Origin of the sequence: Duganella sp. Root198D2 (genome assembly GCF_001428585.1) — a bacterium.
Classification (GTDB): domain Bacteria; phylum Pseudomonadota; class Gammaproteobacteria; order Burkholderiales; family Burkholderiaceae_D; genus Rugamonas.
Window position 1 is genome coordinate 145,566 of record NZ_LMIC01000004.1, and the last position, 23,610, is coordinate 169,175.

The following is a 23,610-nucleotide window of genomic DNA, read 5'->3' on the forward strand; positions in this document are numbered from 1 at the left end:
TAAGTGGTTGGTGAACAACATTTATTTCGGATATTCAAATCCAGTGCGGATATCGCAAGGAAATCTGCGACCGCGCTCGCTTACCGTCAGGCGTTGCGGCGGCTCCTCGCCTGCCAGCGCACGCGACTTGACGTGCAAGCCCTCGCCTTCCCGGATCAGTTTGTCTGCGCGCTCGTAAACATTTTGACAACCCGTTTCCGCGATCAGGGCCTGCACAATGCCGATTTTCCACGCCTCCACAGCGGCTGACTGGAACTGGCACACCAGGTAGCCATCCTTGCCGCCATAACTATGCACCAGCAGGCCGGACAGCCCGTCTTCATCGCCAAGCACGATCGGCACCAGTTCATCGGGACGGGCCGATTGCAGCGCATGGCTACGGCGCGCAATGGCGGCGCGCACGCGCCGCTTCACCATGGCGTGATCGATTGGCTCGTCTTCGCGCAGGGTCCAGACGCGGGCGGCGATCTGTGATTTGGCGTTATAGGCGGCGCGCGCCAGGAATTTGCGGGAGGAAGACAGTACCGTGGCAGTCGCGCCGGGCTTGTTTTTCTCAGCGGGACGCCCGTCGACGCGCTCGATGGCGGACAGGTAGATGTAGGGGTCGCCGGCAAGGATGGAATTCTCCTTGCCCTGTTTGATGATGATTGTAAGCATGGGCGAAATGATACAGGAGCCGCGCCCTGTCCCCGGCATTTGCATTCTGTCCCTGCGAGGCGGCGCCCTGTCGCACCAGGCGCGCACCATGGCGCCGGCTTCGATACGATGTGACCATCGAATAATGATTCACAGAGGAGAAACAAGATGAAGATGTCCGCCGCAATGCGCAACGCCCTGGTCGCCGCTTCCGTTTTTGCTGTTGCCGCACCGGTCGCCGTCGTGTCGGCCGCTCCACTGGGCTGGTTTGCCGGCGAACGGGTGCAGGGCAACGGCAAAATTTCCAGGCAGGCACGCGAAGCGGTCAACTTTACCGGCCTCGGCCTGGGCCTGCCGGGCAATGTGGAAGTCCGTATCGGCACCACCGACAGCGTGAGTATCGAGTCGGATGACAACATCTTGCCGCTGATTGAAACCGTGGTCGAGGACGGCACCCTGCATATCCGTCCCATCCGCCCCAACCTGCAATTCGATACGCGCACCCTGAAAGTCGTGATCACCGCCAGGAAACTGGAGCGCATTTCGGTGGGCGGCTCCGGTTCGGTCGATGCGGAAGGCCTGCGCGGCGGCAAGCTGTCCTTCAATGTGGGCGGTTCGGGCTCCATGAACCTGCGCAATATCGAAGGCGAGTCGATCACCGTCTCGCTGGGCGGCAGCGGCAACCTGAAGGCAAGCGGTTCGGCCGACAAATTGAAGGTGTCGATCGGCGGCTCGGGCAAAGTCAGCACCGGGCAGCTGGCGACGCGTGAAGCTGCAGTCAGCATCGGTGGTTCGGGCCAGGCGGTAGTGTGGGCCAAGCAAGCGCTGTCCGTCAGCGTGGCCGGCTCTGGCGACGTCAGCTATTACGGCGAACCGCAGCTCACCAAGAGCGTCATGGGCTCCGGCAGCGTGAAGCGCCTGGCCGGCGGCCCGAACTAACCAGGGCTTCATTCCGGAAAATCTGGCAGCGCAGGGCTTCGGCCCGGCGCCACGCCCCGGCTAAGCGGGGCGTGGCGCCGGGTAGCGTCAGAGGTCGAACTTGAGTTCGGCGCTCAGGGTGCGCTGGGCATATGGGTGGAAGGCCCAGTATTTCTCGCCATTCAGGTTGTCGACACCGACCCACGCGCTCCACTGCCGGTTGATCCGGTAGCGCACGCGCACATCGGCAACCAGGTAATCCGACACGCCCATATACGTTGAGCCATTCGGATCGCTGTTATCAAGCGTGCCGAACTGCCTTCCGCTGTAGCGCACGCCGACGGTGCCGGTCCAATGCTGGCCTACATGATATGAAGCCAGAAAATTCGCGCGCCATTTCGACACCCGCGGCTGGCGCTTGCCGACACTGGAAGGCATGGCATCGTTCGAGGCGATCGCCGAATCCGCGTAGGTAAGGCTGCTTTGCAGCGTCAGCCCATGCAGCAGGACATCTTCCGCCTGCTGCGACAGTTCCACCCCGCGGGTGCGGATCTTGCCGACGTTCTGCACCGTGTTGACGGTAGCAGTCAGCGGCTGCGAATACAGCGCATCGCGTGTGACTTCGCCGAACAGCGTGGCGCGCGCACTTCCCTTTGCTGTCATATGCTCCGCCGTCAGCTCGCTGGTCCAGGATTTCTCCGCGCGCAGGTTCGGGTCGGTGTTGACGATCTTCTCGTCCACAATCGAGCCCTGGAACAACTCCGCTGCCGTCGGATTGCGCACTGCGCGCCCCGCAGAGGCCTTCAGCGTCCAGGCCTCCCCCGCACGCCATGCCAGCGCAGCCTTCGGCGACCAGGCTGCTTCGCGGCGGTCGGTGAAAGGCAGCAGCTTTCCTGCCGCACCCGAGATCTCGCCGCCATACGCGCGCCAGGTTTCATGCCGCAGGCCCAGGGTCGCCTTCCACTGCGGCGACAAGCGCCAGGTATCCTGGCCGTACACGCTCTCGAGGCGCGTATTGCCATTGAAGGTCGACACATGCTTGCCGCCTTCGCCCGCAATCCAATCCGCCACGCTGGTCACATGCGTGCGCAGCTTGGCGCTCTCACGCTGCGCACCAAACTCCACCTGGTGCGCAGCATCGGCGCGCCAGTTGCCGCGCAGCGCCAGCGTATTCCAGCCGCTGCCGCCCATATCAGTCAGGTTGCCCCGCCCGGCTCCCGTCGGCACGCGTGCCAGGTCGCGTGAATAGTCGTAGGCGCTGCCGGCGATCTCCCAATTGAAAGCGCCGCGTCCATGCGTCTTCAACGACAGGCCGTGCACGACATGCTCCAAGTCCGCGCGCGCCCCGGCAAAATCCGAAGGCAGCAGCGTAAAGCGCTTGCCGCCCATATTGATCGTGCCGCTGGTTACCGCATTGCCGGCGCCGTCACGCAAATACGATTCGACGCTGCGCACCACGTCGTTCTGCCACCAGCCCAGCGTGTAGCTGGCACGCAGCGTCGGCGAGAAATCGTAGGCCAGCTTCACCTTGGCGTGGTCCTGCACCGTGTTCACCTGGCCCGTGCTGCCGAGAATGTACCAGTCCTTGCCTGACGGGTTGCGGTCGGCGATGGCGCCTGTCACCGGTATGCCAGCCGGCTCGCCCGGTTTCGGCGCAACGCCGGCCGACTGCAGCTTGTTGGCGAAGGCGATCGGCTGGCCGTCGCTATCGAGCCGGGACAGGTTCACCCACCAGGAAAGCGCGCCGGAGCGGTCGCCCAGCGAAGCGCTGTACTGGCGCCCCGTATGGCGCGAATCCGTCGCATACTGCTCGAAATCCTGGCCCACCCATGACAGCTTGGCATGCGCCTCGAGCTTACCCGGCATGCGCGTCTGGAAATCCACCACGGCACCCGCCGAGTTGCCGGCGTACGCTGCCGAGAACGGGCCATACAGCACATCGACGCGCTCGATCTCCTCCGGCGTCACCAGTCCCCAGCGCGGCGTATAAGTCGCGCCATTGCCCAGCAAGTTGGACAGCAGGATGCCATCGGCGTACACCAGCGAACGAGCGCTGTTGCCGGTACCTGAAGCGCGGCTGGCCAGCACCGCATGGTCATAATCGCCGATAAAGCGCTTGCGCACGTTCAGGCTTGGAAGATACTTCAGGGCGTCTTCGCTGTCGAAAGCGTTGATGCGGTCTTCAACCTGCGCGCCGGTAATGCCTTCGATCGTGGTCGGGATCTGCGTCGGTAATGAAGTCGGCCGTCCGCCATTGATCGTCACCACGTGGTCCGCTTGCGCCGGGCAAGCGAAGCCCAGCGCCGCCAGCATTGCTGCCAGCGGTTTGTATTCGAATTTCATGATCAGCCCTTAGCGCGTTTCGACAGTGGCGTCCCAGTTCGCAGTGCCGAACTGGCAGGACTGAACGATTTTCACGGTATGGCTCCCTGCCGCCGGCAGCTTGCCGAAGATAATAAATTCGTCGTAGAACTCGTCCGGCAGCGGGCCGCCGCGCCAGGTCACACTCTCTGGTGTGCGCTCGATGCTCCAGCCATTCTTCAACATCGGCCGCATCGGCGCAAACCCTTCCGGCAGGCGGATGCTGACCGCAGTCGTTGGACTGCCGTTGCAGCCATGGCCGACACGGAACACCAGTTTCTGGTAGCTGCCCGCAGCGAACTCGCGCTGTTCCAGCGAGATATGGGCGTGCGCAGACGTTGCCGCCAGCAATGCTGCGGCGATCAGGAATTTTTTCATGGCCGGTTCCTTAGTGCTTGGGAGCGGTGTACGACAGGGGCTTGACCGGAACTTGCACTTCCACGGTCTGCGGCTTCTTGCCCTTGCCCTGGATTACCAGCGTCATGGAGACGGTTTCACCCGCCTTCATCTGGCGCTTCAGGTCCATCATCATGATGTGATAGCCGCCGGACGCCAGCGCCACGGTTTTACCGGCCGGCAGGTCGATGCCCTCGACCGCAGACATCATCATGCGGTCGCCCTGCATGGCCATCTGGTGGATTTCAATAATGCCGGCGGCTGGCGAGCGCACTTCAACCAGTCGCGCATCCTGTTTGGAAACCAGCTCCATGAAGGCGCCGGTCGCCTGCGCGGCCGGCACGGTAGCGCGAATCCATGGCTCGCGCACGGTAACTTGGGCCGCGGCGGAGGCGGCGAAGGCGATCGACATGGCGAACGCGAAGAACTGCTTTTTCATTTTTCACTCCTTGATTCGTTAAATGGGGGACGAAATCAGGCGTGTGCAGGCGGTCCTCGCGGATGGGACGCCGACCACAGCGGCAGCGGTTGTGGCGACTGGTAGAACAGGGTCGGGCGCAAGGCGGCGCCATCGAGCGGTAAAGGCAGGACAAGCCTGGACGGCGGCAGGCCAAACCAGCCCGCATGCGGCAGGCAGTAGGAACAGTCTTCCATGCCCATCTGTGCCATCGGCTGCGCCGGCGATTGCGCTTTGCTGCGGTCGGTCAAGGCGACGAAGGTGGCGTAATCAAGCTCGCCCACGCCGTTTACCCGGGTGCCGTCGTTCAGGCAAATCTCCCAGCTGCGCGGCTTGCCGTTTACCGCATGCGAAATCGCCGGAGCAAGCGCGTTCAGCAGGATGGCGAAACACGCGATCCAGATCCAGCGCAAGCGGGTTGACGATTTCATATGCATGGCGGGCATTATAGCCTAGCGAGACGCTTCCATTTGCGCAGCCAGGTCGCGCGCGGCATGCCAGCGGCTGGCCGGCGAAGGATGGTCGAAGCGTTCGAAGTTGGGGGAATGGCTGTGCCTTGCCAGCTTGCGGAAATAGGCCGCCAGCGCCAGCGGCGGCCAACCGGCACGCGCCGCAAACAGCAGGCCTTCGCGGTCGGCTTCCAATTCCTGCTGCTGGTTGAAGCTTGCCAGCTTGCGCATCAGCGCGCCGTCGTTGTCGATATCGTCTTCGAACTGGGCGAAGGACTGCATCGCGCGCCCGGGCTCAAGGCGCAGCGCTTCTTCGAATTCCTTCAGGTTGTGGCGCAATACCGTGTGCATGATTTCATGCGCCAGCAGCATGGCCAGCTCCGCATCGGTCAACGACAATTCGGCGACGTAGGCGCGGCTGACCAGCATTTTGCCGCCAGCCATGGCGAAGGCATTGGCATCGCCATCGGTGGTGGTGTGCAGCTCCCAGTCCCAGGCGGCCGATTCCGGATACTCGCGCTTCGCTTGCTCGATCAATGGGCGCGCCAGCGCTGCCACCCGCGCACCGAAACGCTGGTCGTCGTCAAGGCGGTAGCCCCTGCGCAACTCGTCGATCTGCGCGCGATACAGTTTCGCCGAACCGGCCATGACTTCGGCCAGCGTCACTGCCTGGGCCGCGGCCCCCTGGGCGATGAATAAAAAGGCAATAAGGTAGCGCAGCATGATGAACCCATTCTGCCACCGATTTGCCGGATTATGCCTTCCAGACTTCGCGCAGGATTTCCACGGTCGTGCTGCCGTCGGTCAGCCAGATCTGGCCGTCCTGGATCGTGCACTGCAGCTGCATCGAGCGCTGCGCCATTTTTTCCAGCGCAGCGCTGGCGTCGGCGTCGATGTTCACCACTCTGACGTTCTTGGCGCGGTCGATCTTGCTGGCGATCTGCTTCCACCACACGTGCGAGGCGGAGCTGTAGGAATACACCATCACCTTATCCGAGCGGCCGGCGGCCTTCAGGATGCGGCGCTCGTCCGGCTGGCCGACTTCGATCCACAGCTGGATCGCGCCGGTCAGGTCCATCTGCCACAGGTCCGGTTCTTCGGTGTCGGAAATGCCTTTCGCATTCACCAGCGCTTCGTCGGCGTGGATCGCGAAAGCGACGATGCGCACCATCAGGCGTTCATCCGTTTCGGACGGATGGCGCGCCAGGGTCAGCAGATGGGTTGCGTAGTAATTGCGGTCCATGTCCGCAATGGACAATTCCGCCTTATAAATCGTAGATTTCAGTGCCATTACTTATTGATTATTTGAAGATTACAGTGCGATCGCCGTTCAGCAGGATGCGGTGTTCGACGAACCATTTCACAGCGCGCGCCAGCACCACGCATTCAACGTCGCGGCCGATCGCGGTCAGCGCATCCGAATCCATGGCGTGGTCGACACGCTCCACGTCCTGCTCGATGATCGGGCCTTCGTCCAGGTCGCCGGTCACGAAGTGGGCGGTGGCGCCAATCAGCTTCACGCCGCGCTTGTGCGCCTGCGCATACGGTTTGGCGCCCTTGAAGCTGGGCAGGAAGGAATGGTGGATATTGATCGCCTTCCCTTTCAGGCGTTCGCACATCGACGGCGACAGGATTTGCATATAGCGCGCCAGCACCACCAGGTCCACCTGGTGGTTTTCCATCAGCTCGGCGATGCGGGCTTCCTGCGCCAGCTTGGCTTGCTCCGGCGCGCCGCTTGCCAGCGGCAGGTGGTGGAACGGGATGTTGTAGCTGGCCGCCAGCTGGTAGAAGTCCATGTGGTTCGAGACGATGGCCGGGATCTCGACCGGCAGCAGCCCGCTCTTGTAGCGGAACAGCAGGTCGTTCAGGCAGTGGCCGATCTTGGACACCATCAGCATCACGCGCGGCTTGGCGTGCGCATCGTGCAGCGCCCATTCCATGCCCATGGACTGCGCCACCCTGGCGAAATCCTCGCGCAGCAGCGCGTCGCTGAACGCCGCGTCCTCGCGCGCAAAGTGCACGCGCATGAAGAATCGTTGCGTTTCCGCGTCACCAAACTGGGCGGAATCGATGATATTGCAGCCATGTTCAGCCAGGAATCCCGATACACGATGGACGATGCCGCGTTGGTCGTGGCAAGAGAGCGTGAGGATGTATTCTGGGTGATTCATGGCACGTTCAGGTCATGGGCGGGACGGTATTGTCGCATGAACATTGCCACGGCTGCCAAATTCCGGAATAGAATGACCGTACTATTTCTAAAAAGGAGCAAATATGGAGAACACCCAGTTTCGCCTCGCCGCCCGCCCGGTCGGCTTGCCCAAGGACAGCGACTGGCAAATCACCAAAGAGCCGGTACGCGAGCTGGCCGACGGTGAAGTGCTGGTCAAAACGCTCTACCTCTCGCTCGACCCTGCCATGCGCGGCTGGATGAACGATGCCAAATCCTATATCCGCCCGGTCGGCATCGGCGAAGTCATGCGCGCCGGCGGCCTGGGCGAAGTGGTGGCCTCCAGATCGCCCCGCTTTGCCGTCGGCGACAGGATCGGCGGCGGCTTCGGCGTGCAGCAGTACTGGATCGGCGCCGCCGACGACCGCCATGCCGGACTGCATAAGGTCGACACCCGCCTGGCCCCCGCCACCACCTGGCTCAACACCCTCGGCATGCCCGGCATGACCGCCTACTTCGGCTTGCTGGAAGTGGGCCAGCCGAAAGCCGGCGAAACCGTGGTCGTGTCCGGCGCAGCCGGTGCGGTCGGCCAGACCGTCGGCCAGGTGGCCAAACAGCTCGGCTGCCGCGTGGTCGGCATTGCCGGCGGCCAGGAAAAGTGCGATTTCGTGGTCAAGGAGCTCGGCTTTGACGCCTGCATCGACTACAAGGGCGGCGACGTGCGTGCCGGCCTGAAGGAACACTGTCCAAATGGCGTTGACGTATACTTTGACAACGTTGGTGGCGACATCCTCGATATCGTTCTCACGCGCATCAACCTGAAGGCCCGCATCGTGATCTGCGGCGCAATTTCGCAGTACAACAACACGACTGCGGTCAAAGGCCCAGCCAATTACCTGTCCCTGCTGGTGAACCGCGCGCGCATGGAAGGCATGGTCGTGTTCGACTACGCCGACCGCTACCACGTAGCCGTTGCCGCGCTCGGCAAATGGCTGCAGGAAGGCAAGATCAAGAGCCGGGAAGATGTCGTGCAAGGCATCGAGAAATTCCCTGAGGCGCTGACGATGCTGTTCGAAGGCAAGAACTTCGGCAAGCTGGTGCTGCAAATCGCTTGATCGCTCCCTCCTGCGGCGGCGCGGCCCAACCGACGCAGCGAAGGAGCCAGCATGAGCCAGCAAAACCAGAGCGCCACGGCCAAGGATGCCGTGGCGCTTCTCACCTCCGACCACGACAAGGTCAAAAAACTATTCCGCGAGTTTGAAAAATGCGATGCCTCGCACCAGGGCTTGAAGCATGACCTGGCGCAGCAGATCTGCATGGACCTGACGATCCACGCCACGCTTGAAGAAGAAATCTTCTACCCCGCCGTGCGCGCCGAAACTGGCGCACAGCAGCAAGTCGATGAAGCGCTGGAAGAACACGGCACCATCAAGGAGCTGGTCGAGCATATCCGCGGCATGGCCGCCGGCGACAGCGAACTCGATAGCACGGTGCAGACATTGCGTGAATGCGTGGAGCACCACGTCACTGAGGAAGAACAGGAAATGTTCCCCAAAGTGCGGCAAAGCGATGCCGACCTGGCGCAATTGTGCGAACAGTTGAAAGACCGCAAGGAAGAACTGGAGCACGATTTCGGCGCCCAGCCCGTGCGCGGCAATAACACTGCCGAAGCGGAAGGCGAACGTTCGGCCACCGGCCAGGCCGGATCCTGAACCCGAAAAAATAATTTGAACTTTTACCGCCGACTTTCCCTCAAAGCCCAAGAAGCAGCCGCGACGCTGCTTCCGGCCCGGGCCCGCGCCCGGATTCTTGGGCAATTGAGGGAGGTGGATCATGGCTACACCGGACGAGCAGGTCAGGAGCGGCAATGGCAAGCGCGGCTTCGCGGCAATGGACAAGGAAACCCAGCGCATGATTGCCAGCAAGGGCGGCCAGGCCGCGCACCAGAAGGGCACGGCGCACGAATTCACCTCGGAGGAAGCGCGCCGCGCCGGTCAAAAAGGCGGCGAAGTGGTGAGCCGCAACCGCGAGCACATGGCTGAAATCGGGCGCAAGGGCGGCGAGAGTCGCCAGACCGCGCGCAGTGGCAACCGGCAGGGGGGGAAAGACGAGGCAGGCTGAACGCGGCACGCTCAGCGGCCGGGCCTGGCATCCTGCAGGATGCGGGCCAGCGCTTGCTGGAACAATTCCGGCTCTTCGATCTGCGGGTTATGCCCCGCGCGCGGAATGCGCACGATTCGCGCGCCGGGAATCAGGCGTTGCAGGTTTTCCGCCTGCGACAGGGGCGTGATCGTGTCGGTCTCGCCCCACAGCAAGGTTACCGGCCAGGCGATCCTGCCGTAGGCGTCGCGCAAGTCGCTGGCGGCATGGCCGCGCCGCGCCAGCAATTCCGGCAGCCAGGCCGCGACCTGCTGGTAGCTGCCTTCCAGCATCAGCGGTTGCTGGTACACCTGCTGCCAGGCTGGCGTGGCTTTCTCTTTTTCGCTGATGAAGCTTTTCAGCAGGGTCCCGGTGTATTGCGGCTTGGTCAGGAATCCGGCGGCCAGCGGCTGGCTGACCCAGCGCCAGCGCAGGACGGCCTGCAATATGCTGTCGCCCTGCTCCTGGGGCTGGTCCAGGCCCAGCGCGGCATCCACCAGCACCAGGGCCTGCACCCTGCCCTCGTCCGGCGTGGACAGCAAGGCTTCCATCAACGGCGCGGCACCGAAGGAATGCGCCACGAACACGGCGCGGCGGATGCCGGCATTATCCAGCGCCCTGCGCAGCCGCGCAGCCTGTTGCTGCTTGTCGTATTCGCCCGATTCGGGCGGAATCGAATAGCCGAATGGCGGCATGTCGAGGGCGACCGCCTGGTAGCCCAGGCCGGTGGCGGTCTCCATCGAGGCCCGCCAGGTTTCGCTCCACGAGCCCGTGCCATGCAGGAAAACCACGGCCGGCGCCTCGCGGCTGCCGCTGCGCTGGATGAAGATCCGCGCATCGCCGGCATCGACAAACTCGCCGCCTTTGGGGGCGAGCGCTGCGCGGTTGCCGGTCTGGCGTGCCTGCGCCTGCCACACGGCGACCGTGCCCCACACGGCCGCGCCGCCGGCCAGGGCCAGCAGCGCATAGGCCAGCAGGCGCTTAATAGTCATACACGTGTTCGACTTCTATCCCCTGGCGCGGCGCGTCGACCAGGTAGCGTGACAGCGCTGCCACCCGCATCACCAGCGCCACCCGCTTGCGCCCCGGCTCGGTCAGGATCGGCTGTTCGAACAACACCCGGGTGTCCGGCGGCGCTGCCGTGCCCTGCCCGCGCGTCAGCACCGTCACCAGGATCACGCCGCTATTGCCGGCGATGTCCTGCAACTGCACATCCTGCAGCCCCAGGCGCGTCGCCGCCAGGCGGAAGTCGTAATAGCGCGGCAGTTCCAGTACGGCGCGGCCATCGTCGAGCATGCGCAGCAACTTGACGTTTTGCATGTCGGCCAGGTCGTAAGGCTCGTGGTCGGCCACCACCTGCGTCGTCATCAGGGCCGGTTCGTAAGCTGCGCTGGTTCCCAGCTTGATCAACTGGCCGTATGCGGCCTTGACCAGGTACTCGGTGGTCAGCGCATAGCGCCGTTCCAGCTTGCGCAGCATATTGGCGCCGAACAGCGGTGTATCGGACCACAGCCCTTTCAGCTTGGCGCCGAAGTTGTACAGGTACCATGGCTCCTTGCGGATGAAATCGACGTAATCCTGCGCCACGCGCGCGCCGTATTCATCCTCCGGGGTCAAGGCCGAGGCTGTCGCCCAGCTGATGCGGCCCAGCGTGTTTTCGTACAGCGAGCGCAGGCCGTATTCCAGCGTGGTGCTGCCGCCGATCACGCCAATCATCACGTGGTAGCCCGCATTGGCCGGGTACTTGGCGCGCACCTGTTCTTCGGTCACCGCCGCATAGCTGCTCCAGATCTGGCCCACATGCCCGAGGAAAGGGAAATTGTGGGCCGGGTGCTGCTTCACGTAGCGCGCGTATTCGGCCGGGCTATGCACCAGGAACCATTCCGGGAACGTCAGGAAAGTCTGCTCCACGCTGCGCCGCTGCTCCGCCGCAATCGGGCTTTCGGCGGAACTGGTCAGGCAAGCCACCAGCAGGCTCAATGCCAGCAAGAGTTTGCGCATATCAGATCCGTTTGAAAGCCATCAGGACGTTTGCGGACGGATCGCCATCCTGCACGATGCGCTCGCCCGTATGCTCGAAGCCGGCCGCTTCCACGCGCTTGATCCATTCGTCGACCGAAGCGAAGAAACGCAGCTCCGTCGAATTGACGGCCCATGGCTCGCCCAGGCCGGCGTTGAACACGCAGTGCGCCAGGCTGACGAAATCGTCCATCGTGCGGTCTTTCACATCGTGGTCGCGCACCACGAAGTAGCCGCCCGGGCGCACGATATTTGCCACCGACGCCAGGAACGGCTTCAGCTTCTCCGGTTGCATATGGTGCAGGCCGACGAAGCAGCTCACCAGGTCCGCGCTTTGCTCCGGCAGGTCGATCGGCGCGTAATCTTTCATGTGCACGAACTTGCCGACCTGCATCAGGCCGCCGCGTTCCACGATGTCGACCGGCGAATAGCCCGGCGCCTTGTCGTGCACCAGCGTCACCTTGCCCCTCAGCTTGAGGTGCTTGCGCAGTGCGTTGACGTAGCGGCCGGTGGTGCCGATCTCCACGTAGTCGCGCAAGGGCTGGTCGCCCAGCAGGCGCTTGGCCTGGCTGCCCATCTCCTGCTTCTGCACCACCAGCGACGGCAGCGCATAGCGCAGCAGCGACAGCGGCGGCGTAATGCCCGGCAGGCCGGCTTGCAAAGCGCGGTAGATCGATTCTTCGTCGTGGTTTTCGGTGGTCGCCTTGCGAATCAGGGTGTGGAAGCGATCTTCCGGGAACAGGTTGAAGATGTTCTGCAGGAAGGCGTAGAACTTGTCCGCCTCGCGCTCGCTGCCATACACGGAATGGAACAGCGAAAGGCGCGCCGCCTCCCCGTTCGGATTCAGGTCCAGCGTCGGCGCATAGTATTTATCCCACAGCGCGCCGCGCAGGCGGTACTCGGGATCGAGTTCGCGCTTCATCGCGAACAGTTCTTTCGCGCGCGGGTAGGCGCGGTGGAATTGTTCATGCGTGCCGTGCAGCTGGTATGGCAGGTAGTAGGTGCCGCCGCATTCCAGCACGGCGTCGATCAGTTCGCGTGTCCATACCCCGACGCGTTCGCGCGCATTGTCGCGCGTGCGCTGCTTGTGGTACAGCACGAAGGCGAAGGTTTCACCGCGCGCCCACGACAGCAGCGTGCCCGGGTCGGACAGTGCATGGCGGATCGAGATATTGATCGTATTGACGCGGTGCTTGGCAAGGATGGCCGACATCTTCGGCACGAATTCGTCCATGCGCGTGCAAGGCACGAAATACTCCTGCAGCACGTAGGTGCGCTCGGAGCGGCCCAGAGGTTCCAGTTCCGCCGTGTCGTAGCCGGCCTCGTAATTGCGCCAGTGGACCTTCTTCTTCCGGTACAGCAGCGGGTCGAGCAGGTATTCGCGGCGCCATTTGCCGAACGGCGATTCGGACACCGACCACAGGAAATACAGCTCCGCCAGGTAGGCGCGGTTCAGCGGCTGCAGGCGCGGCTTGTCGGCCGGCAGGTCGGTCACGGTCCAGCTCACGGCGCGCGCCCGGGTGTACTGCGGCGGATACAGGTCGGCGTTATGGAAAGTGATTTCCTTGCGGCCGCGCACATTCACATCGAACCAGGCCGGATAATCCTTGGTCGCCAGCGTCACGCTGCCGCGCTGCACGCGCGTATTCGGCACCAGTTCCAGTTCGGCTTCGGCGATGATGCCGATTGCGCCGTAGCCGCCGATGGCCGCGTAAAACAGCTCGCTGTTCTGCTGCGGGCTCGCTTCGCGCACTTCACCGCTGGCCAGCACCAGCGTAATCGAGCGCACCGACAGCACCACCGGGCCCAGGCCCATATAGCGCCCATGGGCGTTGACCGAGAGCGCGCCGCCGACGGTGAAATTGGCATAGGTCTGCATGATCTTCACCGACAGGCCGTGCGGGTCGATGAAGCGCTGGATATCGCACCAGCGGATGCCGGCCTGCACGCGGATCAGGCGGTCCGCCGGCGAGAATTCGAGCACGCGGTTCATGCCGCGCAAATCGAGGTGCAGGCTGCCCGGGCTGGCCGTATGGCCGCCCATGCTGAAATGGCCGCCGCCGATGGAAATCGGCAGGCTGGTCTTGCGCAGCGCGTCCTGCAAATCCGCCGTGGTGCTTGGTGTCGCTACGGCGTAGACATTGATCGGATTGAGCTGGGTAACGTCGTTTACGGTTGGCATAGTCTTACTTTGCGATGTTCACTTGCAGGTAATCGTGGCGCGACAGCGGATCGTCGCCATAACGGTTCTTGCCTTCCCCGCCGCGGCGGCCAAGCAGGAGCAGTACCCAGAGCGGGCCCAGGACCGGGATCAACAGCAAAAGAAGACTCGGGCCGGAGCGGCCGATATCGTGCAGGCGCTGGGTGGAGACGGCCAGCGCGCCCCAGGTGAATGCCAGCGCGAACACTGCGGCGCCGGGATCGCCCAGCATCTCATTGGCAAGCATGCCGAAGGCCAGGCAAACCAGGCCAAGTGCGATGATGCGTGTCAGCCAGGTGCGGCGATTGATGCGCCCCTGGCATCGGAAATATTTTGCTAGCAGTTCCATTTCATTTCCCACAAAGGACGGGGCAGGCCCGAAAAGGGGACTAGCTTAGCAAATCCTCATAAAGTTGCATAACGGAATTCATAACGGAACACCGATGATCACGCTGGATGCCTTGAACAGGGCCGTCGCTTCCACGCCGACTTCCAGTTCCATCGATTGCTCGCTGTCGCGCGTGACGGTAGCCGCAATTGTGCCGCCGCCGGGCAAGGCGATGGTCACCTCGGAATTAACGGCGCCAGGCTGCACGCGGCATACCGTGCCGCGCAGCTGATTTCGCGCCGACAGTCTGGCGGTTTCGCCGGTCGCCAGGATGATCGAAGAAGCCTTAACTAAAGCGAAAGCTTCAGTTCCTTCTTGCAAACACAGGCTTTCTGCGCTCTCGTGTGTGATGATTGCAACAATCTCCTGCCCGCCAACAATACGCAGGATGATTTCGTCATTGACCGCACCGCGCTTGATGCCCGCCACGGTGCCCGAGAATTGATTGCGCGCGCTGGTTTTCATTTTCATCGATTGCAACAGGAGGTAATCATCTGCCAACCCTTGCGATTGGCGGCTCAGGTGTTTCATGAACACGCTGTGCTCATATTCGATGCGGCGGAAGTTCGCCACCAGTTGCGCGCCGCGGTGCGTCAGCCGCGTGCCGCCGCCGCCCTTGCCACCTGCCGAACGTTCCAGCAGCGGCTCGCCGGCCAGGTTGTTCATCGCATCGATCGCATCCCAGGCGGCCTTGTAGCTCATGCCGATTGCCTTTGCGCCTTGCGTGATCGAGCCGTGTTGCGCGATGCTGGCCAGCAGTTCGACGCGCTGGTGGCCGCCGAAGTCCTGGCCATCGAGCGTGATCCATACTTCGCCTTGCAGTGCCACCTGCTTAACCATTGCCGCCCTCCCCGGCCACGCGGCCGTTCGCCATCGTCAATACATGGCCGCCGAACGTAGCGGCATCGTCAGGATCGTGCGTAATCAGCAGCATCGGGATATCAAGCCGCCGTTGCAATGCATCGAGTTCGGCGCGCATACGTACGCGCAGGGCCGGGTCCAGTGCGGCGAAAGGCTCGTCGAGCAGTAATGCGCTCGGCTCCGCCACCAGGGCGCGCGCCAGCGCCACGCGCTGCCGCTGGCCACCGGACAATTCCGCTGGCCGCTGGTGCGCCACTTCGGCCAGCCCGAAAGCATCCAGCCAATAGCGCACCGCTTCCGGCTCGCCGCGCGGCGCTGGGTTGAACCAGCCGTGCCGCAAGCCGAAACCGATATTCTGCCGCACGTTCAGGTGCGGGAACAGGGCATAGTCCTGGAACAGGTAGCCCACGCGCCGCTTGCGCGCAGGCACATCGATGCCCGCGCTGCTATCGAACAGCTTCTGCCCATCGACTTCGATCACGCCGCTGTCCGGCCGCGCCATGCCGGCAATCGCCTTCAGCATCTGGCTCTTGCCCGCGCCCGAAGCGCCATAGATCACTACGCGCTTGCTTGCAGATTCAAATTGGGCATCAAGCTGGAAGCTGCGCTGGCCGGAATGCAAGGTCTTGCGGATGTTCACGCTGATCGTCATGCCGCCCCCTGCGCACGGTTCGGCACCAGCCGGTTGGCCGCGACCAGCACGATAATGCAGGTCACCGACGTGATGATCACCAGCAGGTTCGCTGTATCGTCCTGCCCCGCCTGCACTGCCTCATAAACGGCAATCGACAGCGTCTGCGTCTTGCCGGGAATGCTGCCGGCCACCATCAGCGTGGCGCCGAATTCCCCCATCGAGCGCGCGAATGCCAGCAAGGTTCCGGCCAATACGCCGCGCCACGCCAGCGGCAGGCTGACGCGCAGGAAAACAGCCAGCGGCGGCACGCCAAGCACGCTGGCGGCCTGCTCCATCTGTACGTCGACCGCTTCGAATGCCGAGCGCGCGCCTTTCAGCACCAGCGGGAAAGCCACGACCGCGGCGGCGATGACCGCACCCTGCCAGGTGAAAATCAGGTTGATGCCGAAATGCTGCTGCAGCCAGTGGCCAAGCGGACCATTGCGGCCGATCAGCACCAGCAGGTAGTAGCCAAGCACCGTCGGTGGCATCACCATCGGCAGGGTGAGCACGGCATCCAGCACATCGCGCCCGGGAAAACGGCCGCGTGCCAACAGGTAGCCAAAGCCGACGCCCAGCACCAGGTCAATCAAGGTCGCCCACAACGCCACCTTCAGTGACAAGCCAAGGGCAATCAGCGCAGCATCCATGCTTTATGGTTTTCCGAATCCGAAACGCGCCAGGATGGCCTGGCCGCCCGGCGACAGGATGAACTCCGCAAAGGCGCGGCCGCCTGCCGCATTCGGCGCATCCTTGATCACAGCCAGGGGATAGGTGATTGGGCCGCCGCCCGGCACGACCATTGCCGTGCGCACCTTCTCCGCCTGCGAGGCGACATCGGTCTGGTACACCAGCCCCGCCTCGACCTCGCCGCGCGCGAGGTAATCAAGGCTCTGGCGCACATTGGTACCGAACACGAACTTCGGCTCCAGCTCGCCCCACAGCCCCACTTTTTCCAGCGCGCCCCTGGTGTAGCGGCCAACCGGCACGCTGGCCGGATTGCCGGTGGTCAGGCGCTGGACTGCCGGCTGGCGCAAGTCGGCCAGCGTGCGCAGGTCCAGCTTGCTGCCGAAGGGCACGGCGACCACCAGGCGGTTGCTGGCGAAGTTGCGGCGGCTGCCCGGCGCCACGTGCGGCTGGGCCTTATCCATGGCCTCCTGGTCGGCGGACGCGAACAGGTCGACCGGCGCGCCCTTGGCAATCTGGGCCACCAGTGCATCGGATGCGGCGAAGTTCAGCAGGACCTTGTCGCCCGGATGGGATGCTTCGAAAGCAGCGGCTGCCTCACGGAAAGCGTTGTTGAGACTGGCCGCGGCGGATACAGTGATATCGGCAGCAGAGGCGGCGCCGGCGGCAAACATCAACAGGACAGCAGCGACACGTTTCATCAGCATTCCTTTCCAAAAGCGCAATATACATGATTATACAGCGCAAAGTTTTTTGAATCCTTTTATAATTTCAGGAATTACTGAAAATTCAAAAACTCAAGGAAGTAGGTCAAGCAATGGTGAACCTGAGCCCCCTCGCACAAAAATTCATCCTCCACTTTGGCGAAATGGGCAGCCGCTGGGGGATCAACCGCACCGTCGGGCAGATCTATGCCCTGCTCTATGTCAGCAACCGCCCGCTGAACGCCGACGAAATCGCCGAACACCTGGAATTCTCGCGCTCCAACGTCTCAATGGGCCTGAAGGAGCTGCAGTCCTGGCGCCTGGTCAAGCTGCTGCACCAACCGAACGACCGCCGCGAATATTTCGAACCGCCGAAAGACGTGTGGGACATCTTCAAGGCCCTGTTGGAAGAACGCCGCCGCCGTGAAGTCGAACCGACGCTGTCGATGCTGCGCGACGCCATGTTGGAATCGGCCGCCACGGCGGAAGACCGCTACGCCCAGGAACGCATGCGCGAAATGTACGAGCTGATCGAGCTTTCCAGTTCCTGGTTCGACGACGTGCAGCGCCTGTCGCCGGACACCCTGGCCTCGCTGATGAAGATGGGTTCCACCGTCAAGAAGCTGCTCGACGTCGGCGACGTCGTGCGCGGCAAATTCCGCTCCAGCCGCAGCGAGGCTGAAGAGGACAGCAAATGAAGCCCCCCGGCCGCCGCGGCCTGGCACTGACAATCACGATCGCACTGGCCGTGAAGGCCGTGCTGCTGTACGGCCTGTGGTACGCCTTTTTCTCGCACCCGCAAACCAGGAAAATGCGGCTGCCGACCGGGCAGGTGGAGAACCATCTGCTCGCAGCGCCCGCGCCAACCCTTCCAGAAAAGGTGAATGATGGCACCCGTCGATGAAGTTGTCGCCCTGTCCCGGCTGCAGTTCGGGCTCACGGCTCTCTACCATTTCCTGTTTGTCCCGCTCACGCTGGGACTGTCCTGGATCCTGGTCATCATGGAGTCGGTGTACGTGATGACCGGCCGCGAAATCTATCGCGACATGACCAAATTCTGGGGCAAGCTGTTCGGCATTAACTTTGCCATGGGCGTCACCACCGGCATCACGCTGGAATTCCAGTTCGGCACCAACTGGGCCTACTACTCGCACTATGTGGGCGACATCTTCGGCACGCCATTGGCGATTGAAGGGATGATGGCCTTCTTCCTTGAATCGACCTTCGTCGGCCTGTTCTTCTTCGGCTGGAGCAAGCTGTCCAGGCGCCAGCACTTGTTTGTTACCTTCCTGGTGGCCCTTGGCTCCAGCCTCTCTGCGCTGTGGATCCTGATCGCCAACGGCTGGATGAACCACCCGGTCGGCGCGGAGTTCAATTACGAAACCATGCGCATGGAACTGACCAGCATCGCCGACGTGATCTTCAACCCGGTGGCGCAAGTGAAGTTCGTGCACACCGTGGCTGCCGGCTACGTGACGGCCTCGATGTTCGTGCTTGGCGTCTCTGCCTGGTACCTGCTGAAGGCGCGCGACGTGGCATTTGCCCTGCGCTCGTTCGCGATTGCGGCCGGCTTTGGCCTGGCGTCGACACTGTCCGTGATCGTGCTGGGCGACGAATCCGGCTACACGGCAGGCGAAGTAAACAAGGTCAAGCTGGCGGCGATTGAAGCCGAATGGCATACGGTCCCGGCCCCTGCCGGCATCACCGTCTTCGGCCTGCCGAACGACAAGGAAGAGCGCACCGATTACGCGATAAAGATCCCCTACGTACTGGGCCTGATCGCAACGCGCTCGGTCGATAAGCAAGTCACCGGCATCAAGGATTTGAAGGACGAGCATGAGGTCCGCATCCGCAACGGCATGAAGGCGTACGCCGCCCTGCTCCGCCTCAAATCGGGCGACAGGTCGCCGGCAGCGGTGGCAGCCTTCAAGGCACTGCAGGACGACCTGGGGTATGGCCTGCTGCTGAAAAAGTACACGCCGAACGTGGTCGACGCCAGCGACGCGCAGGTCAAGATGGCGGTGGACGACACCATTCCCAAAGTGGCCCCCTTGTTCTGGGCCTTCCGCGGCATGGTGGGCTTGGGACTGGCCTTCCTGTTCATCTTCAGCGCCTCGTTCTACTTCCTGGTCCGCCAGCGCCTGGCGCCGCAGCGCTGGTTGCTCAAGCTGGCCGTATTCGCGATCCCGCTGCCGTGGATCGCGGCGGAACTGGGCTGGATCGTGGCCGAATACGGCCGCCAGCCCTGGACGATCGCTGGGATCTTGCCGACACACCTGTCGGCCTCCAATATCCAGCCGTCGAACCTGTATTTCAGCCTGGCCGGCTTTGCCCTGTTCTATACGGTCCTGCTGGTGATTGAAATGAAGCTGATGTTCAAGTACGCACGCCTCGGCCCAAGCGCCCTGCACACCGGCAAATACCATTGGGAGCAACAATCATGATCTTCGATTACGAAACTTATAAAGTGATCTGGTGGTGCTTCGTCGCAGTGCTGCTGCTTGGCTTTGCGCTGACCGATGGCTTCGACTTCGGCGTCGGCATGTCCCTGCCCTTCCTCGGCAAGGACGATATTGAACGCCGCGTCATCATCAACACCATCGGCCCGACCTGGGAAGGCAACCAGACCTGGTTCATCGCCGCCGGCGGCACCTTGTTCGCCGCCTGGCCGCTGGTCTACGCGGCTGCGTTCTCCAGCCTGTACATTGCGTTGATCGTCGCCCTGTTCGCCCTGTTCTTCCGACCGGTGGGCTTCGACTACCGCAGCAAGATCGCCGACCCGCGCTGGCGCAATACCTGGGACTGGGGCCTGTTCATCGGCGGTTTCGTGCCGCCGCTGATCTTCGGCGTCGGCATGGGCAATGTGCTGCAAGGCATACCGTTCCGCTACGACGACCTGCTGCGCCTCGAATACACCGGCAACTTCTTCCAGCTGCTGAACCCGTTCGGACTGCTGTCCGGCGCGCTGGCCGTCGCCATGCTGGCCATGCACGGCGCCACCTTCCTGCACCAGAAAACGGAAGGCGTGATTGCCGAACGCGCGCGCCGCATGGCGATGATCGCCGCCGCACTGACCATCGTCTTGTTCGCCGCCGCTGGCGTCTGGGTCGCCACCGCGCTGCCAGGCTACCGCATCACCGCCATGCCTGATGCCGGCAGCGCCTTCATGCCGCCTGCGAAAACGGTGGTGCTTGCAGCCGGCGCCTGGAGCGACAATTACTCGCGCTGGCCGCTGACGCTGGCCTTCCCCGCCGCAGCCATCTCCGGCGCCGTGCTGGCGATCGTGCTCAGCGCCGTACGCCGCACGGTTGCAGCCTTCCTTGCCAGCGGCATGAGCGTGGCAGGGATCCTGCTCACCGCCGGCGGCGCCATGTTCCCCTTCGTGCTGCCATCCTCGCTGGCGCCATCGCACAGCCTGACCGCGTGGGATGCCACCTCCAGCCACAAGACGCTGGCAGTGATGTTCTGGGTGGTGGTGGTCATGCTGCCGATTATCGTGATGTACACAAGCTGGGTGTACCGCGTAGTGCGCGGCAAAGTCACCGCCGCCCACATCCACGAAAACGAACACACCGCTTATTGAAAGGAGTCAGCCATGTGGTACTTCACCTGGATCCTCGGCATCTGCGTCGCAGTCTTTGCCGCCATTATCAATGTGATGTGGCTGGAGGCAAACTACGCCTTCGGCGAGCGCAACGAGGACCTGACCCGCGCCCGCTTTGAATCGGCGCGCGACGCCGACACCTGATAGCGCTCAGGACAGCTTGACCACTTCAGGATAAGCTGGCCGCGCCTCTTCGTGGAAAAGATCACCGAGATAGAGCGCCAGGTCGGCCTCTTCGACGTCATGCGGAATGACGAAATCGGCCGGCCGGCGCTTGCCGTCCGAACCGGGGTAGAAGGCAGCCCACTGGCTGCCCTGGCGCTCGATATGGATGCGGGTGCCGAATACATTGAACTTCAACGACATTCAAAGCTCCTCGATGCGTAAGGTGCCCGACTGCAGCGGGCGCACCAGGATATTGTACACATCGATATCGAAGCCAACTGCCGCGGTACGCGGCTTGTCCACGCCAAGGTAGCACCAGCGATCGACGATCGCATGCTGGCGCAGTCCGCCCGATTCTTCGACGATCCCCACGGCGCCCGCGAACGGCCAGCGTGTCACGCGCAGCGGCTCCAGCGCCAGCCGCACACGTGCCGCGTGCTCGGCTGCCGGCTCTTCGCCAGTACAAGCGCCCTGGCAGCGTCCCACTTGCCGCGCAAAGCACGGCCGCCCCGGCATCCCTTTCTCCAGCCCCGTCGCCACTGTGCACAGGGCGCGCGCATGCACCACGTCGCGCAGGGTTTCAATAGCCGCCTTCCTGCTGCCGAACAGGCCATAGAGCTGCTCGGCCAGCGCAAAGTCAACCTCGCGCGCGAAAACAATTTCTGGCCGGTCGCCCGCCATGCTGATCGAACACATCTCTCGCATCCGGCGCAATTTGGAATTAAAAACGGGCTGGTACTGTTTGACCAGTTCCGATTCGCGCAGCAAGGCGCCAATTTCCCCGCCGGTACGCTCGAAGTCGATGGCGGCGGAGCGCGCCAGCATCTGCATTTCCTCCGCAGTACGCAGGTGCGACAGCACCCGCGTCCGGATATTGACGCTCTTGCCGATGTAAACCGGCTTGCCGGCAGCATCGCGGAAGATGTATACGCCCGGCAGCGACGGCAGGGCGTCGATGCATTCTCTGGGGATGTGGGCGGGATAGCTGAAGTTCAATACGGGGTCGCTGACCACCAGCAGTCCCACCGAATTGACGTGGGTGCGCATGCGGGCATGATACCATTCGGCCCGCCATGAAATACCTCAGCGCTTACTCAGAACAGACACTTTCCCAGGTCCGCCAGGTGATGGACCAGGGTCGCCTCGGCGAAGTACTGCTGCAACGTTATCCGAAAGCCCACGAAATCCGCAACGACCGTGCGTTGTACGACTACGTCCAGGATTTGCGCAACGAATTCCTGCGCAATGCCGCGCCGATCGACAAAGTGGCATTCGACAGCAAGATCCATGTGATCAACCACGCACTCGGCCTGCACACCTCCGTGTCACGCGTCCAGGGCGGCAAGCTGAAAGCCAAGCATGAGATCCGCGTAGCGACAATGTTCCGCGACGTGCCGCTCGAATTCCTGCGGATGATCGCGGTGCACGAGCTGGCGCACGTAAAAGAAAAACAGCACGACAAGGCGTTCTACAAGCTGTGCACCTATATGGAGCCGAACTACCACCAGTACGAGTTCGACACCCGTCTATACCTGACGCACCTCGATGCGTCAGGCAAAAAGCTCTGGTCTTAGCCGCGCAGGCTTTGCACCAAGGCCATCGGCGAAGCGTTCACGCGTACCAGGGCCGCATGCTGCGGTTTGATGAAGCCTTCGTCGCGCGCGTGTTCGATGAAACCGACCAGCTTGTCGTAAAAACCGTCCACGTTCAGCAGGCCAACCGGCTTGCTGTGGATGCCAAGCTGCGACCAGGTCAGCATCTCGAACAGTTCTTCCAGCGTGCCCATGCCGCCCGGCATGGCGATAAAGCCGTCGGACAGCTGCGCCATCATGGCTTTACGCTCGTGCATGTCCTTGACGATGAACTGGCGCGTCAGGCCGCTGTGGCCCACTTCGCGTTCGACCAGTGCGGTCGGGATCACTCCCGTCACTTCGCCGCCAAGGCGCAGCACCTCGTCGGCGATCACGCCCATCAGGCCCACATTGCCGCCGCCGTACACCAGCGCCAGGTTCTGCTCCACCAGCGCGGCGGCCAGCGCACGCGCCTGTTCGGCGTAACGAGGGGAAGCGCCGGCATTGGCGCCGCAATACACGCAAATCGATTTCATTTGAGCTTCTTCAGGTATTCTTCGGACAGTTTCTGGAACAGCAGGCTGGTCTCGCCGCGCAGGTAAGGCCCAATCTGGGACAGCACCTGGTAGCAGCCGCGCGCCAGCGCATCGGCCATCGATTGCTGCTCGGAGTATTTGCGCGGATTGCGCACGTATTCGTAGGACAGCCAATAAGTCGCCACCACCACCATATTCACCGACATCGCGTCGATCGCCATATCGCTGGCTTCCAGCGAGCCTTCGCTGCGCAGGTCCAGGCACAGGTTGCGCGCCACCTTGATCTTGTGGGCCAGCAGTTCCTTGAATTCCAGCTCCAGCTTGCGATTGCGCGACAGCAGGTCGTTCAGGTCGCGGTAGAAGAAGCGGTAGCGCCAGATCAGCTCAAACATCAGGTGCAGGTACAGCCACACGTCCTCGACATTCGAGCGGCGCCCGCTCGGCACCTGCAGCATGCGTTCCGCTTCGGCCTTGAACTGGACGAAGATGGAATTGACGATGTCGTCCTTGTTCCTGAAATGGTAATAGAGGTTCCCCGGGGAGATATTCATCTCCTCGGCGATAACGGTGGTCGTGATGTTTGGCTCGCCGAACTCGTTAAACAAGCGCAGCGAGAGTTCCAGGATGCGTTCGCGGGTTCGTCTTGGCGCTTTTTGTAGCATAACAGGGGGGGTCT

Annotated in this window: 30 protein-coding genes; 10 read left to right on the forward strand and 20 right to left on the reverse strand. The window is 62.7% G+C overall.

Going from position 1 to position 23,610, the window contains the following annotated elements; translation table 11 throughout:
* Positions 1–21 precede the first annotated feature (21 nt).
* Entirely contained in the window at positions 22–657 is a 636-nt protein-coding gene (locus ASE26_RS06830; protein WP_055934765.1) for a hypothetical protein, read from the reverse strand.
* 147 nt (positions 658–804) lie between these two features.
* Here ASE26_RS06830 and ASE26_RS06835 point away from each other — a divergent pair, with 147 nt between their 5' ends.
* A complete protein-coding gene (locus ASE26_RS06835; RefSeq protein ID WP_055934767.1) occupies positions 805–1,575 on the forward strand; it encodes a head GIN domain-containing protein in 771 nt (256 codons plus the stop codon).
* Between the two features lie 87 nt (positions 1,576–1,662).
* Here the strand turns inward: ASE26_RS06835 and ASE26_RS06840 are convergent, their stop codons facing one another.
* From ASE26_RS06840 to purU, 7 genes are read right to left on the reverse strand one after another with little or no spacing between them, the layout of a single operon-like run.
* On the reverse strand, positions 1,663–3,897 hold the full coding sequence (locus ASE26_RS06840) for a TonB-dependent receptor (RefSeq protein WP_057245833.1): 2,235 nt from the start codon (positions 3,895–3,897) through the stop codon (positions 1,663–1,665).
* A 9-nt stretch (positions 3,898–3,906) separates the two neighbouring features.
* Positions 3,907–4,293, reverse strand: coding sequence for a YcnI family protein (locus tag ASE26_RS06845; protein WP_055934771.1), 387 nt, complete (start codon positions 4,291–4,293; stop codon positions 3,907–3,909).
* Positions 4,294–4,303: 10 nt separating this feature from the next.
* Positions 4,304–4,750 (reverse strand): copper chaperone PCu(A)C, encoded by a 447-nt coding sequence (locus tag ASE26_RS06850; protein ID WP_055934773.1) that lies wholly within the window; start codon positions 4,748–4,750, stop codon positions 4,304–4,306.
* 35 nt (positions 4,751–4,785) lie between these two features.
* Positions 4,786–5,199, reverse strand: coding sequence for a DUF2946 domain-containing protein (locus ASE26_RS06855; protein ID WP_156398122.1), 414 nt, complete (start codon positions 5,197–5,199; stop codon positions 4,786–4,788).
* Positions 5,200–5,220: 21 nt separating this feature from the next.
* Positions 5,221–5,940 carry a M48 family metalloprotease gene (locus tag ASE26_RS06860; protein WP_055934777.1) on the reverse strand — a complete coding sequence of 240 codons (720 nt, stop codon included), beginning with the start codon at positions 5,938–5,940 and terminating at the stop codon, positions 5,221–5,223.
* A 31-nt stretch (positions 5,941–5,971) separates the two neighbouring features.
* A complete protein-coding gene (locus ASE26_RS06865; protein WP_055934779.1) occupies positions 5,972–6,508 on the reverse strand; it encodes a YaeQ family protein in 537 nt (178 codons plus the stop codon).
* A 10-nt stretch (positions 6,509–6,518) separates the two neighbouring features.
* On the reverse strand, positions 6,519–7,388 hold the full coding sequence (gene purU / locus ASE26_RS06870; protein WP_055934781.1) for a formyltetrahydrofolate deformylase: 870 nt from the start codon (positions 7,386–7,388) through the stop codon (positions 6,519–6,521).
* A gap of 103 nt (positions 7,389–7,491) precedes the next feature.
* Here purU and ASE26_RS06875 point away from each other — a divergent pair, with 103 nt between their 5' ends.
* From ASE26_RS06875 to ASE26_RS06885, 3 genes are all read left to right on the forward strand, one after another.
* A complete protein-coding gene (locus ASE26_RS06875; protein WP_055934783.1) occupies positions 7,492–8,502 on the forward strand; it encodes an NADP-dependent oxidoreductase in 1,011 nt (336 codons plus the stop codon).
* A gap of 51 nt (positions 8,503–8,553) precedes the next feature.
* The gene (locus ASE26_RS06880) at positions 8,554–9,099 is read left to right on the forward strand and encodes a hemerythrin domain-containing protein (protein ID WP_055934785.1); all 546 of its coding nucleotides are present in this window, start codon (positions 8,554–8,556) and stop codon (positions 9,097–9,099) included.
* Positions 9,100–9,220: 121 nt separating this feature from the next.
* Positions 9,221–9,508: a KGG domain-containing protein gene (locus tag ASE26_RS06885; RefSeq protein WP_055934787.1), complete on the forward strand. Its 288-nt coding sequence runs from the start codon at positions 9,221–9,223 to the stop codon at positions 9,506–9,508.
* 11 nt (positions 9,509–9,519) lie between these two features.
* On the opposite strand, the gene ASE26_RS06890 is transcribed toward ASE26_RS06885, so the two are convergent.
* From ASE26_RS06890 to modA, 8 genes are all read right to left on the reverse strand, one after another.
* A complete protein-coding gene (locus ASE26_RS06890) occupies positions 9,520–10,518 on the reverse strand; it encodes an alpha/beta fold hydrolase (RefSeq protein ID WP_055934789.1) in 999 nt (332 codons plus the stop codon).
* Positions 10,508–11,527 carry a hypothetical protein gene (locus ASE26_RS06895; protein WP_055934791.1) on the reverse strand — a complete coding sequence of 340 codons (1,020 nt, stop codon included), beginning with the start codon at positions 11,525–11,527 and terminating at the stop codon, positions 10,508–10,510. Before ASE26_RS06895 ends, ASE26_RS06890 begins: the two co-directional genes overlap by 11 nt.
* Position 11,528: 1 nt before the next feature.
* On the reverse strand, positions 11,529–13,727 hold the full coding sequence (locus ASE26_RS06900) for an FAD-binding protein (protein ID WP_055934793.1): 2,199 nt from the start codon (positions 13,725–13,727) through the stop codon (positions 11,529–11,531).
* A 4-nt stretch (positions 13,728–13,731) separates the two neighbouring features.
* Complete coding sequence (locus ASE26_RS06905) at positions 13,732–14,094, reverse strand: DUF805 domain-containing protein (protein ID WP_055934795.1); 363 nt, start codon at positions 14,092–14,094, stop codon at positions 13,732–13,734.
* 78 nt (positions 14,095–14,172) lie between these two features.
* Entirely contained in the window at positions 14,173–14,973 is an 801-nt protein-coding gene (locus tag ASE26_RS06910; protein ID WP_055934798.1) for a TOBE domain-containing protein, read from the reverse strand.
* Positions 14,966–15,646 carry a sulfate/molybdate ABC transporter ATP-binding protein gene (locus tag ASE26_RS06915; protein WP_057245835.1) on the reverse strand — a complete coding sequence of 227 codons (681 nt, stop codon included), beginning with the start codon at positions 15,644–15,646 and terminating at the stop codon, positions 14,966–14,968. The genes ASE26_RS06910 and ASE26_RS06915 overlap by 8 nt, the downstream gene beginning before the upstream one ends.
* Positions 15,643–16,317, reverse strand: coding sequence for a molybdate ABC transporter permease subunit (gene modB, locus ASE26_RS06920; protein WP_055934802.1), 675 nt, complete (start codon positions 16,315–16,317; stop codon positions 15,643–15,645). Before modB ends, ASE26_RS06915 begins: the two co-directional genes overlap by 4 nt.
* Positions 16,318–16,320: 3 nt before the next feature.
* Positions 16,321–17,061 (reverse strand): molybdate ABC transporter substrate-binding protein, encoded by a 741-nt coding sequence (gene modA, locus ASE26_RS06925; protein WP_055934804.1) that lies wholly within the window; start codon positions 17,059–17,061, stop codon positions 16,321–16,323.
* A 110-nt stretch (positions 17,062–17,171) separates the two neighbouring features.
* On the opposite strand from modA, the gene ASE26_RS06930 reads away from it, so the two are divergent.
* From ASE26_RS06930 to cydX, 5 genes are read left to right on the forward strand one after another with little or no spacing between them, the layout of a single operon-like run.
* Positions 17,172–17,756: a GbsR/MarR family transcriptional regulator gene (locus tag ASE26_RS06930; protein ID WP_055934807.1), complete on the forward strand. Its 585-nt coding sequence runs from the start codon at positions 17,172–17,174 to the stop codon at positions 17,754–17,756.
* Positions 17,753–17,962: a cytochrome oxidase putative small subunit CydP gene (gene cydP / locus ASE26_RS06935; RefSeq protein WP_055934811.1), complete on the forward strand. Its 210-nt coding sequence runs from the start codon at positions 17,753–17,755 to the stop codon at positions 17,960–17,962. Before ASE26_RS06930 ends, cydP begins: the two co-directional genes overlap by 4 nt.
* Positions 17,946–19,502, forward strand: coding sequence for a cytochrome ubiquinol oxidase subunit I (locus ASE26_RS06940; protein WP_057245890.1), 1,557 nt, complete (start codon positions 17,946–17,948; stop codon positions 19,500–19,502). The genes cydP and ASE26_RS06940 overlap by 17 nt, the downstream gene beginning before the upstream one ends.
* Positions 19,499–20,641 carry a cytochrome d ubiquinol oxidase subunit II gene (gene cydB / locus ASE26_RS06945; protein ID WP_055934814.1) on the forward strand — a complete coding sequence of 381 codons (1,143 nt, stop codon included), beginning with the start codon at positions 19,499–19,501 and terminating at the stop codon, positions 20,639–20,641. Before ASE26_RS06940 ends, cydB begins: the two co-directional genes overlap by 4 nt.
* Before the next feature lie 12 nt (positions 20,642–20,653).
* Positions 20,654–20,806, forward strand: coding sequence for a cytochrome bd-I oxidase subunit CydX (cydX, locus tag ASE26_RS06950; protein WP_055934817.1), 153 nt, complete (start codon positions 20,654–20,656; stop codon positions 20,804–20,806).
* A 6-nt stretch (positions 20,807–20,812) separates the two neighbouring features.
* On the opposite strand, the gene ASE26_RS06955 is transcribed toward cydX, so the two are convergent.
* Together ASE26_RS06955 and ASE26_RS06960 are read right to left on the reverse strand one after the other, a co-directional pair.
* On the reverse strand, positions 20,813–21,028 hold the full coding sequence (locus tag ASE26_RS06955) for a hypothetical protein (protein WP_055934820.1): 216 nt from the start codon (positions 21,026–21,028) through the stop codon (positions 20,813–20,815).
* Entirely contained in the window at positions 21,029–21,874 is an 846-nt protein-coding gene (locus ASE26_RS06960) for a GIY-YIG nuclease family protein (RefSeq protein WP_055934823.1), read from the reverse strand.
* A 26-nt stretch (positions 21,875–21,900) separates the two neighbouring features.
* Between ASE26_RS06960 and ASE26_RS06965 the strand changes: the two genes are divergently transcribed.
* The gene (locus tag ASE26_RS06965) at positions 21,901–22,401 is read left to right on the forward strand and encodes a YgjP-like metallopeptidase domain-containing protein (protein ID WP_055934825.1); all 501 of its coding nucleotides are present in this window, start codon (positions 21,901–21,903) and stop codon (positions 22,399–22,401) included.
* Here the strand turns inward: ASE26_RS06965 and ASE26_RS06970 are convergent.
* Entirely contained in the window at positions 22,398–22,934 is a 537-nt protein-coding gene (locus ASE26_RS06970; protein ID WP_055934828.1) for a TIGR00730 family Rossman fold protein, read from the reverse strand. The genes ASE26_RS06965 and ASE26_RS06970 overlap by 4 nt on opposite strands.
* The gene (locus ASE26_RS06975; protein WP_055934831.1) at positions 22,931–23,596 is read right to left on the reverse strand and encodes a TetR/AcrR family transcriptional regulator; all 666 of its coding nucleotides are present in this window, start codon (positions 23,594–23,596) and stop codon (positions 22,931–22,933) included. Before ASE26_RS06975 ends, ASE26_RS06970 begins: the two co-directional genes overlap by 4 nt.
* Between the last annotated feature and the right edge of the window lie 14 nt (positions 23,597–23,610).

Bases quoted from the DNA above. Each gene is read 5' to 3' on its own strand.
- ASE26_RS06830 (WP_055934765.1), bottom strand. From the start codon at position 657: ATGCTTACAATCATCATCAAACAGGGCAAGGAGAATTCCATCCTTGCC.
- ASE26_RS06835 (WP_055934767.1), top strand. From the start codon at position 805: ATGAAGATGTCCGCCGCAATGCGCAACGCCCTGGTCGCCGCTTCCGTT.
- ASE26_RS06840 (WP_057245833.1), bottom strand. From the start codon at position 3,897: ATGAAATTCGAATACAAACCGCTGGCAGCAATGCTGGCGGCGCTGGGC.
- ASE26_RS06845 (WP_055934771.1), bottom strand. From the start codon at position 4,293: ATGAAAAAATTCCTGATCGCCGCAGCATTGCTGGCGGCAACGTCTGCG.
- ASE26_RS06850 (WP_055934773.1), bottom strand. From the start codon at position 4,750: ATGAAAAAGCAGTTCTTCGCGTTCGCCATGTCGATCGCCTTCGCCGCC.
- ASE26_RS06855 (WP_156398122.1), bottom strand. From the start codon at position 5,199: ATGAAATCGTCAACCCGCTTGCGCTGGATCTGGATCGCGTGTTTCGCC.
- ASE26_RS06860 (WP_055934777.1), bottom strand. From the start codon at position 5,940: ATGCTGCGCTACCTTATTGCCTTTTTATTCATCGCCCAGGGGGCCGCG.
- ASE26_RS06865 (WP_055934779.1), bottom strand. From the start codon at position 6,508: ATGGCACTGAAATCTACGATTTATAAGGCGGAATTGTCCATTGCGGAC.
- purU (WP_055934781.1), bottom strand. From the start codon at position 7,388: ATGAATCACCCAGAATACATCCTCACGCTCTCTTGCCACGACCAACGC.
- ASE26_RS06875 (WP_055934783.1), top strand. From the start codon at position 7,492: ATGGAGAACACCCAGTTTCGCCTCGCCGCCCGCCCGGTCGGCTTGCCC.
- ASE26_RS06880 (WP_055934785.1), top strand. From the start codon at position 8,554: ATGAGCCAGCAAAACCAGAGCGCCACGGCCAAGGATGCCGTGGCGCTT.
- ASE26_RS06885 (WP_055934787.1), top strand. From the start codon at position 9,221: ATGGCTACACCGGACGAGCAGGTCAGGAGCGGCAATGGCAAGCGCGGC.
- ASE26_RS06890 (WP_055934789.1), bottom strand. From the start codon at position 10,518: ATGACTATTAAGCGCCTGCTGGCCTATGCGCTGCTGGCCCTGGCCGGC.
- ASE26_RS06895 (WP_055934791.1), bottom strand. From the start codon at position 11,527: ATGCGCAAACTCTTGCTGGCATTGAGCCTGCTGGTGGCTTGCCTGACC.
- ASE26_RS06900 (WP_055934793.1), bottom strand. From the start codon at position 13,727: ATGCCAACCGTAAACGACGTTACCCAGCTCAATCCGATCAATGTCTAC.
- ASE26_RS06905 (WP_055934795.1), bottom strand. From the start codon at position 14,094: ATGGAACTGCTAGCAAAATATTTCCGATGCCAGGGGCGCATCAATCGC.
- ASE26_RS06910 (WP_055934798.1), bottom strand. From the start codon at position 14,973: ATGGTTAAGCAGGTGGCACTGCAAGGCGAAGTATGGATCACGCTCGAT.
- ASE26_RS06915 (WP_057245835.1), bottom strand. From the start codon at position 15,646: ATGACGATCAGCGTGAACATCCGCAAGACCTTGCATTCCGGCCAGCGC.
- modB (WP_055934802.1), bottom strand. From the start codon at position 16,317: ATGGATGCTGCGCTGATTGCCCTTGGCTTGTCACTGAAGGTGGCGTTG.
- modA (WP_055934804.1), bottom strand. From the start codon at position 17,061: ATGCTGATGAAACGTGTCGCTGCTGTCCTGTTGATGTTTGCCGCCGGC.
- ASE26_RS06930 (WP_055934807.1), top strand. From the start codon at position 17,172: ATGGTGAACCTGAGCCCCCTCGCACAAAAATTCATCCTCCACTTTGGC.
- cydP (WP_055934811.1), top strand. From the start codon at position 17,753: ATGAAGCCCCCCGGCCGCCGCGGCCTGGCACTGACAATCACGATCGCA.
- ASE26_RS06940 (WP_057245890.1), top strand. From the start codon at position 17,946: ATGGCACCCGTCGATGAAGTTGTCGCCCTGTCCCGGCTGCAGTTCGGG.
- cydB (WP_055934814.1), top strand. From the start codon at position 19,499: ATGATCTTCGATTACGAAACTTATAAAGTGATCTGGTGGTGCTTCGTC.
- cydX (WP_055934817.1), top strand. From the start codon at position 20,654: ATGTGGTACTTCACCTGGATCCTCGGCATCTGCGTCGCAGTCTTTGCC.
- ASE26_RS06955 (WP_055934820.1), bottom strand. From the start codon at position 21,028: ATGTCGTTGAAGTTCAATGTATTCGGCACCCGCATCCATATCGAGCGC.
- ASE26_RS06960 (WP_055934823.1), bottom strand. From the start codon at position 21,874: ATGCGCACCCACGTCAATTCGGTGGGACTGCTGGTGGTCAGCGACCCC.
- ASE26_RS06965 (WP_055934825.1), top strand. From the start codon at position 21,901: ATGAAATACCTCAGCGCTTACTCAGAACAGACACTTTCCCAGGTCCGC.
- ASE26_RS06970 (WP_055934828.1), bottom strand. From the start codon at position 22,934: ATGAAATCGATTTGCGTGTATTGCGGCGCCAATGCCGGCGCTTCCCCT.
- ASE26_RS06975 (WP_055934831.1), bottom strand. From the start codon at position 23,596: ATGCTACAAAAAGCGCCAAGACGAACCCGCGAACGCATCCTGGAACTC.